This window comes from Actinoplanes sp. 13, assembly GCF_056134165.1.
Genome location: NZ_JBVYOQ010000029.1, coordinates 100,282 through 106,922, shown reverse-complemented (window position 1 = coordinate 106,922; position 6,641 = coordinate 100,282). Strand labels below are relative to the sequence as shown.

Annotated in this window: 6 protein-coding genes and 2 pseudogenes; 5 read left to right on the top strand and 3 right to left on the bottom strand. The window is 70.3% G+C overall.

Translation table 11 applies throughout. The annotated features are described in order from the left end of the window. Positions 1-465 (top strand): cbb3-type cytochrome c oxidase subunit I (locus AC0NH5_RS35755; RefSeq protein ID WP_474411521.1); only part of this gene is annotated, 465 nt, incomplete at its 5' end. Between the two features lie 273 nt (positions 466-738). Next, a pseudogene (locus tag AC0NH5_RS35750) lies at positions 739-1,938 on the top strand (MFS transporter); the annotation flags it as partial. Between the two features lie 562 nt (positions 1,939-2,500). Here AC0NH5_RS35750 and AC0NH5_RS35745 read toward each other — a convergent pair. From AC0NH5_RS35745 to AC0NH5_RS35735, 3 genes are all read right to left on the bottom strand, one after another. After that, a complete protein-coding gene (locus tag AC0NH5_RS35745) occupies positions 2,501-3,160 on the bottom strand; it encodes a GNAT family N-acetyltransferase (RefSeq protein WP_474411519.1) in 660 nt (219 codons plus the stop codon). 83 nt (positions 3,161-3,243) lie between these two features. Then, positions 3,244-3,822 carry an isochorismatase family protein gene (locus AC0NH5_RS35740; RefSeq protein WP_474411517.1) on the bottom strand — a complete coding sequence of 193 codons (579 nt, stop codon included), beginning with the start codon at positions 3,820-3,822 and terminating at the stop codon, positions 3,244-3,246. A gap of 10 nt (positions 3,823-3,832) precedes the next feature. Continuing rightward, complete coding sequence (locus tag AC0NH5_RS35735; protein ID WP_474411516.1) at positions 3,833-5,119, bottom strand: nicotinate phosphoribosyltransferase; 1,287 nt, start codon at positions 5,117-5,119, stop codon at positions 3,833-3,835. A 119-nt stretch (positions 5,120-5,238) separates the two neighbouring features. On the opposite strand from AC0NH5_RS35735, the gene clpS reads away from it, so the two are divergent. The 3 genes and pseudogenes from clpS to AC0NH5_RS35720 all read left to right on the top strand — a co-directional run bounded on the left by clpS (position 5,239) and on the right by AC0NH5_RS35720 (position 6,606). Then, positions 5,239-5,529: an ATP-dependent Clp protease adapter ClpS gene (gene clpS, locus AC0NH5_RS35730; RefSeq protein WP_474411514.1), complete on the top strand. Its 291-nt coding sequence runs from the start codon at positions 5,239-5,241 to the stop codon at positions 5,527-5,529. 20 nt (positions 5,530-5,549) lie between these two features. Then, positions 5,550-6,050, top strand: a complete 501-nt coding sequence (locus AC0NH5_RS35725; protein WP_474411512.1) for a DUF2017 domain-containing protein — start codon at positions 5,550-5,552, stop codon at positions 6,048-6,050. Between the two features lie 59 nt (positions 6,051-6,109). Next, a pseudogene (locus AC0NH5_RS35720) lies at positions 6,110-6,606 on the top strand (M67 family metallopeptidase). The last annotated feature ends 35 nt before the right edge of the window (positions 6,607-6,641 follow it).

Genomic DNA, 6,641 nt, shown 5'->3' with positions numbered 1-6,641 from the left:
CACTTCTGGCTCACGATGATCGGCTTCCACAGCACGTTCCTCGTGCAGCACTGGCTCGGCACCAAGGGCATGCCCCGGCGGTACGTGGACTACCTGCCCAGCGACGACTTCACCTTTCTGAACACCTTCTCCACGGTCGGATCGTTCGTGCTGGGCCTGTCGACCCTGCCGTTCATCTACAACGTGTGGAAGTCGTACAAGGTCGGCAAGGTCGTCACGGCCGACGACCCGTGGGGCCACGGCAACTCGCTGGAGTGGGCCACCACGACGCCGCCGCCGCTGCGCAACTTCGACCGGATGCCGCGGATCCGCTCCGAGCGCCCGGCCTTCGACCTGAAGTTCCCGGAACTCGCCGCCGGCCAGACCATCGCCGGCCCGCCGGAGGGCGGTGCCCGGCCGCTGAGCAGCGAGTCCGACGGGGGAGCGCGATACCAGGAAGACGTCGCCACCGACCGGGACAAGTAGTAAGACGATCTGAAATGCCGCGGCGGCCCGCACTCCCTCGGGAGTGCGGGCCGCTTCGCTTGGCGCGGGTCCGCGCCACCCCGCCTGCCCGCGCTAACCCGCGGGTCCGCGCCACCCCGCCTGGCCGCGCCAACCCCGCCTGCCCGCGTCGCCCCATGCCTGGCCGCGTCGTGCGTTCGGCACTGAGTCGGGCGTCACCGCTGGTGGTGGCGGAACTCGTTGGATTTATGTCGTACCTCCACGGCAGGATGGGCCGCGGAGGTCAGGATCGACATGTTGCTCACGCCTTACCGGGAAACGCTCGCGTTACCGAAGATTCCCTCGTTGCTGGTGGTGGCCACGCTCGCCCGCATCCCGATCGCGGCGGCCACGGTGGTGCTCACCCTGCACGTCGTCACCGAGCTCGGCCGGGGTTACGGCGCGGCGGGTCTGATCGGCGCCGCGGCGACTCTCGGTGGCTCGTTCGGCGCTCCGGTGATGGGCCGCCTGATCGACCGGCGCGGGCTGCGGCCGGTGCTGGTGCTCACCACGATCGCCGAGGTCGTCTACTGGCTCGTGGCCCAGTCGCTGCCCTACTGGGCCCTGCTGCCGGTCGCCGTGGTCGGCGGTTTCCTGGCCCTGCCCGCCTTCTCGGTGGCCCGGCAGTCGATCGCCGCGCTGACCCCCGAGTCGCATCGGCTGCCCGCCTTCGCCCTCGATTCGATCACCACCGAGATGTCGTTCATGGCGGGTCCCGCGCTCGGTGTGCTGATCGCCACCACTGCCGGCTCCCGCGTCGCCATGATGACGCTGGCCGTCGGCATCCTGCTGGCCGGCATCGGCCTCTGGCTGCTCAACCCGCCGGTCCGCGCCGCACACGAGAAGCCGGTGGAGAGCGGCGAGCGCGTCTCCCGGCGCAGCTGGCTCAAGCCGCGTTTCGTCGCGATCCTGGCCGTCACGATGGCCGCCACCCTGGTTCTTTCCGGCACCGACGTCGCCGTGGTCGCCGTGCTGCGCGACTCCGGCCAGATCGAGTGGACCGGCGCGGTCCTGTCCCTGTGGGCGCTGTTCTCGCTGATCGGCGGCTTCGCCTACGGCACCCTCCGGCGCGGCGTGCCCGCCCTGGCCCTCTTCGCCCCGATGGCCCTGCTCACGATCCCGGTCGGCCTCGGCGGCGACCACTGGTGGTTGCTCGCCCTCCTGCTGATCCCGGCCGGCGCCCTCTGCGCCCCCACGATCACTGCCAGCTCCGACGCCATCAGCCGCATGATCCCGGCCGCCGCCCGCGGCGAGGCGATGGGCATGCACAACTCCGCGCTCACCGTCGGTGTGGCTCTGGGCGGCCCGCTCGCCGGCCTGGCCATCGACAGGTTCGGCCCGGCGTGGGGCTTCGTGGCCGTGGGCGCGGTGGGCGTCGTGGTCGCCCTCTTCGTCCTCCCCGCCGAACTCCGCCGCCGCCGCGACCTCTCCCCGCCCACTCCTGTCACCGAACCCACTGTCGCCACCGGATCCACCGTCGCCACCGGATCCGCTGAGGCCACCGGATCCGCTTCGGCCACCGGACCTGCTTCGGCCACCGGACCTGCTTCGGCCACCGGACCTGCTTCGGCCACCGGACCCGCTTCGGCCACCGGACCCACGGTGGCCACCCACGACCCCGCCGTCCCCGGCGCAGCTTCGCGCGATGCCGCTGACCTTGGCGCAGCCGCGCGTGAGGCCGTTGAGCCCGGTGCAGTCGTGTCCAAGGCCGCTGAGCCTGGTGCAGCTGCCCGCGAGGCCGCTGAGCTCGACCCGGTCACGCGCGAGGCCGCTGAGCCTGGTGCAGCTGCCCGCGAGGCCGCTGAGCTCGACCCGGTCGCGCGCGAGGCCGCTGGGCTCGGTGCGGCTGCGCGTGAGGCCGCTGGCCCGGGTGCAGTCGCGCGGAAGGGCGCCGGCCCCGGCGTAGGTGGGCGTGACGCCGTGCCGGACGACGTGATCAGCTCGGGTACGTCCGGACCTTGAGCGATTGACCGCCGCTTTCGGTCGCCAATCGTCCAAGATCGGGTCGGGTGCGAGGTCAGAGACCGAAGAGGGGGAGGCAGGGGAGAAGGCCGTCGACGGTGGCGGGCGGGTGGTTCAGCTCGAGCCACTTCTCGCGGGTGAGGCGGAGACGGTCGGAGATCAGGGCCTCGTCGCCCCGGGCGTCGATCGAGATGCCGTCGTGTTCGTAACCCAGCTTGCGCGACACGCCCTGTGAGGCGTGATTGTCCTGGAAGACGTCGGTGCGGGCGTGCTCGGCGCCGAGGTGGTCGAAGGCGAGGGTGAGCAGGGCGGCGCGGGCCTCGGTGCCGTAACCCTGACCCTGATGCGGCAGACCCAGCCACGACCAGGTGGTGACCTGCCGGGTCACCGCGAAGTCGCGCCCCACCAGCGCGACCACTCCGATCGGCGTGCCGGCGTCGTCGGTGGTGCGGTAGACGCCGAGAGGGAGCTGCCACTTGGCCGGGGTCCAGTCGGCGAGGCTGGTCCAGTGGCCGGTCAGCACGCCGCGGGCCCGTTCCTCGGGGGTGCCGTCGGTCCAGGTGGTGAGGAACGGCCGTTCGCCGGGCTGGTGCATGCCGTCGGCGGCCAGCCGGGCGAGACCGGGCAGTTCCTCCTCGCGGGGTAGGCGCAGCTCGAGGCGGGGCGTGCGGATCCGGATTCCGAAGGGCGGCCAGACATCGGCGAGTTGCGACATCGGGTCAGAATTCCAGATCCGGTCGGTACGGACCGCCCCGCGCGGGGTGGACGGTGAGTCGCGCGGTCCGGCGTTCGGCGGGGTCAGGCGTCGACGACGGGCTCGCCGGTGGTGACGACGGAGGCGGCGCGGAGCTGTTCCAGGGCGGCGTCGGTCGTGGCCCGGGCCACGCCGGCGGTCAGTTCCAGCAGCACGGTGGTGGCGAAGCCTTCGGCGGCGGCGTCGAGCGCGGTTGCGCGTACGCAATGGTCTGTCGCGATGCCCACGACCTCGACCTCCGTGACTCCCTTGTCCCGCAGCCAGTCGGCGAGGGTTTCGCCTGTCTCGGTGTGGCCCTCGAAGCCGGAGTAGGCAGCCTGGTGGGCGCCCTTGTGGAAGACCGCCTCGATCCGGTCGGTGACCAGCTCGGGGTGGAAGTCGGCGCCGGTCGTGCCGACCACGCAGTGCTGCGGCCAGGAGTCGACGAAGTCGGGCTGCGCGCTGAAGTGCGAACCCGGATCGATGTGGTAGTCCTTCGTGGCGACGACGTGCTCCCACCGGTCGCCGGCTTTGGCCAGCACCAGCGAGATGCCCTTGGCGACTGCCGCGCCGCCGGCGACTGCCAGTGAGCCGCCTTCGCAGAAGTCGTTCTGGACGTCGACGATGATCAACGCGCGGGACATGCGAACACCCCTAGGTGGTGGGAACGATGACGACGGGGATGGCGGGATCGCCGGCGGAGAGCTTGAGGCCCTCCCACGGGATGGAGATCAGGCATTGCCGCAGGTGGTCGCGGGACTCGGCGAGTGTCGGCGCCGGGAGCACCTCGCCGTCGGCGATCCAGCCGTGCTGCAGCATGCGGTCGTTGGCCTGGTGGTCGGGGACACCCTGGGAGTAGATGATCTCCTCGGTGGCGGTGCCGGTGGGCTTGTGCCGGCGCACCGCGGTCTTGCGGCCGCCGACGGTGCCCTTGTTCTCCGAGCGTTTGACCACCGGGCGCCCGTCCACCTCGACCAGCTTGTAGACCAGGCCGGCGGTGGGCGCGCCGGAGCCGGTGACCACCGCGGTGCCGGCGCCGTACATGTCGACCGGTTCGGCGGCGAGGGTGGCGATCGAGTACTCGTCCATGTCGCCGGAGACGATGATCTTCGTCTCGGTGGCGCCGAGGGAGTCGAGCAGCTCGCGGGACTGCTGGGCCAGGACCGACAGGTCGCCGGAGTCGATGCGGACGGCGCGCAGGTCGGGCCCGGCGACCGCGATCGCGTTGCGGATGCCCTGGCTGATGTCGTACGTGTCGACGAGCAACGTGGTGTTCTTGCCCAGGGCCGCCACCTGTGACCCGAAAGCGGTCGGCTCGTCGTCGTGCAGCAGCGTGAACGCGTGCGCCGAGGTGCCCGTGGTGGGGATGCCGAAGGCCCGGCCCGCCGCCAGGTTGGAGGTGGAGGCGAAACCGGCCAGGTACGCCGCCCGCGCCGCCGCCACCGCGGCCTGCTCGTGGGTGCGCCGCGAGCCCATCTCGATGATCGGCCGGCCTCGTGCGGCGGTGACCATCCGGGCGGCCGCCGCGGCGATCGCGCTGTCGTGGTTGAGCACCGACAGGATCAGCGTCTCCAGCACCACGCACTCGGCGAAGCCACCGGAGATGGTGAGGATCGGTGAACCGGGGAAGAACAGCTCGCCCTCGAGGTAGCCGTCGACGTCGCCGGTGAAACGGTAGTTCGCCAGCCAGGCCGCGGTGGTCTCGTCGACCACGCCGGACGAGCGCAGGAACTCGATCTCGCCGGGCTCGAACCGGAAGTCCCGGATCATCTCGATCAGGCGGCCGGTGCCGGCGACCACCCCGTACCGCCGCCCGGTGGGCAGCCGGCGGGCGAAGACCTCGAAGACGCATCGCCGGTCCGCGGTGCCGTCCTTCAGCGCGGCGCTGATCATGGTCAGCTCGTAGTGGTCCGTCATGAGGGCCGGCGCGATCGTCTCCACGCGCCTAGCCTATTGCGCTCGCCGCCCGGATGCGGGCCACGGTCCACTGAACGGCTGCTGACCAGCGGTTCGGTGCCTCGATTCACCGGTTCGCCGAATCCGGTGGCACCATGGGGGGCATGGCGTTGCCTCAGGTTGCTCCCGTCGAGACGCCGGAGATCGAGGAAGTACCGGCCGCGGACCGGCCGTGGGTGACCATCGTCTGGGACGATCCGGTCAATCTCATGTCGTACGTGACGTGGGTCTTCCAGAAGCTCTTCGGCTACAGCAAGGAAAAGGCCGAGTTGCTGATGATGGACGTGCACACCAAGGGCAAGGCGGTGGTTTCCACCGGCGCCCGGGAGCGCATGGAGATGGACGCCAACCAACTGCACGGATACGGTCTCTGGGCAACTGTGGACCGGGCCTGACAAAGCGGGTGGGGAATAGCATGTTCCGACGCAGCGGCGGCCATTGTGTGGCCACGTTCGCGCACGACGAGGTGCGTGTTCTGCGCAAGGTGGCCGCTGAGGTGGTCGGCCTGCTGACCGACGGCATGGATCACACCGATCCGGTCGTGTCGCGGCTGTTCCCGGACATCTACCCGGATCGGCCGGAGGACTCCGAGGAGTTCCGCCTCTACACCGAGGGCGACCTGAAGACCAGCAAGATCGACCAGGCCGGTGCGATCCTGGCGGCGCTGCCCGACGAGGGCGAGGGTGAGGTGCGCCTGGACGGCGAGGCCGCCGAGGCCTGGCTGCGGGCGATCAACGACGCCCGGCTCGCCATGGGCACCCGGCTGGACATCCAGGCGGACACCGATCTGGCCGACGAACTGGACGAGGCGGTCCTCACCGATCCCGGATCGAGCCGGGTCTTCCAGCTCTCGGTGTACGCGTACCTGGGCTATCTCCAGGAGTCGCTGCTGAACGCGCTGCCGGAGATCAAGTAACGCCCGGTGTGGGCACTGCCACGCTGGAGGCACGGAAATCTCACGGTAATGTGAACGGCGTGCTGACCATCGACCGTGCGATCGTCGACGCGATCGTCGCCCACGCCCGCCGGGACCACCCGGACGAGGCCTGTGGCGTCATCGCCGGCCCGATCGGCAGTGACGTGCCGTCCCGGCACATCCCGATGGACAACGCGGCCCGGTCGATGACGTTCTACGAGTTCGACTCGATGGAGCAGTTGCGGGTCTGGCGCGAGATGGACGACCTCGACGAGGAGCCGGTGGTCATCTATCACTCGCACACCGCCACCGAGGCGTTCCCGTCGCGGACCGACATCTCGTTCGCCGGCGAGCCGAACGCGCATTATCTGCTCGTCTCGACCCGCGAGCCGGATTCCGACGAGATCCGGTCGTTCCGTATCGTGGACGGTGTGGTGACCGAAGAAGAGGTCAACATCGTGGATGCGACGGTGAAGGCGTGATTTCCACCTCCGTGCAGTCGTACATGTTCGGGCAGAGCCCGGCGTCGGTCTTCTACGAGTGTCGCTGTCGCTGACACCGGCCGACCGACCCCTGCCTTTTCCCGTTCGA